The 1,893-nt window shown below is 65.9% G+C and carries 1 protein-coding gene; it reads right to left on the reverse strand.

Going from position 1 to position 1,893, the window contains the following annotated elements:
* Positions 1 to 1,893: glutamate synthase central domain-containing protein (locus tag ACQKJZ_RS19130; RefSeq protein ID WP_427733269.1), on the reverse strand; the 1,893-nt coding region annotated here is incomplete at both ends.

The raw sequence follows: 1,893 nt of genomic DNA on the forward strand, positions 1-1,893 counted from the left end.
CCATGATCTTGAGCAGGCCGTCCTCGATCGCCGTGCGATGGTTGGTCAGGCACTGGTCGATGGTCAGATCGCCGAACAGACCACGGCCATGACGGTCGACGATCGCGGCTTCGGCCAGATAGGCGTTCACCGTGGTCGCGCCGACGCCGATCAGCACCGCATAATAATGCGTGTCGAGGCACTCGGCCGAGCGGACGTTGATCGACGCATAGCTGCGCAGGCCCCGGCGGACGAGATGCGTGTGCACCGCCGCCGCCGCCAGCACGCCCGCGATCGCGACACGGCCTTCGGAGACATGCTCGTCGGTCAGGAACAGCTCGGAGCGCCCTTCACGCACCGCCTGTTCGGCCTGGTTGCGGATGCGCTGGATCGCGGCACGCAGGCGGTCGGGACCGCCATCGGCTTCGAAGGTACAGTCGATCTCCGCCGCCGAACGGCCGAAATGCGCCTTGAGCCGGTGCCAGTCGGCGCCGGTCAGGACCGGAGACGGCAGGACCAGCACGCGCTCGCGCCGATCCTCGGTGTCGAGGATGTTGGCGAGATTGCCGAACCGCGTCTTGAGCGACATCACATAGCGCTCGCGAAGCGAGTCGATCGGCGGGTTCGTCACCTGGCTGAAATTCTGGCGGAAAAACTGGCTGATAAGGCGCGGCTTGTCGGAGATGACCGCCAGCGGCGTGTCGTCGCCCATCGAACCGATGGCTTCCTTGCCCCCCTCGGCCATGGGCGACAGGATCAGCTCCATATCCTCCATGGTCTGCCCCGCCGCGACCTGACGGCGCAGCATTTCGGCGCGCGGCATGCGCACCAGCGCTTCCTCTTCGGACGGCTGGGGCAGCTGGTCCATGGTCAGGAACTCGCCGATCATCGCGGCATAGTCCTGCTCGCCCGCGATCTGGTCCTTGATCGCACGGTCCTCGTACAGCTTGCCCTCGGCCAGATCGACCGCGATCATCTGCCCCGGCCCAAGGCGCCCCTTGGCGGTGACGGTCGATTCGGGGACGACGACCATGCCGCTTTCCGAGCCCACGATCAGCAGGCCGTCGGCGGTCAGCGTATAGCGCAGCGGGCGCAGCGCGTTGCGGTCCATGCCCGCCACCGCCCAGCGGCCATCGGTCATCGCAAGTGCGGCCGGACCGTCCCACGGTTCCATGACGCTGGCGAGATACTGGTACATGTCGGCATGCGCCTTGGGCGCGTCGAGATCCTTCTGCCACGCCTCGGGCACCAGCATCAGCTTGGCGGTCGGCGCGTCGCGGCCCGACCGGCAGATCGCCTCGAACACCGCGTCGAGCGCGGCGGTATCGGACGCGCCCGCCGGGATCACCGGCTTGATGTCCTCCGAATTGTCGCCGAACGCGATACTGGCCATGCGGATCTCGTGGCTGAGCATCCAGTTCTTGTTGCCACGGATCGTGTTGATCTCACCGTTGTGCGCCAGGCAGCGGAAGGGCTGCGCCAGCCACCATTGCGGGAAGGTGTTGGTCGAATAACGCTGGTGGAAGATCGCCACGCGGCTCTCGAACCGGTGATCCTGCAGGTCGGGATAGAAGACCGACAGGCTCTCGGCGAGGAACAGCCCCTTGTAGATGATCGAGCGGCAGGACAGCGAACAGATATAGAAGCCGCTGATCTGCGCCGCGATCACCCGCTTTTCGATGCGACGCCGGATCAGATAGAGGTTCTTTTCGAACTCGGCGGCATCGACCTCGTCGGGCATCGGCCCGGCGATCATGATCTGCTCGATCTCCGGCCTGGTCGCCTGCGCCTTCAGGCCGATGACCGAGACGTCGACCGGCACCTGGCGCCAGCCATAGATGGTGTAGCCCGCCTCGATGATGACGCTCTCGACGATGGTGTGGCAGGTTTCCTGTGCGCCCAGCTCGGTGCGCG

Source organism: Sphingomonas sp. NPDC019816 (genome assembly GCF_050274375.1).
GTDB lineage: Bacteria > Pseudomonadota > Alphaproteobacteria > Sphingomonadales > Sphingomonadaceae > Sphingomonas.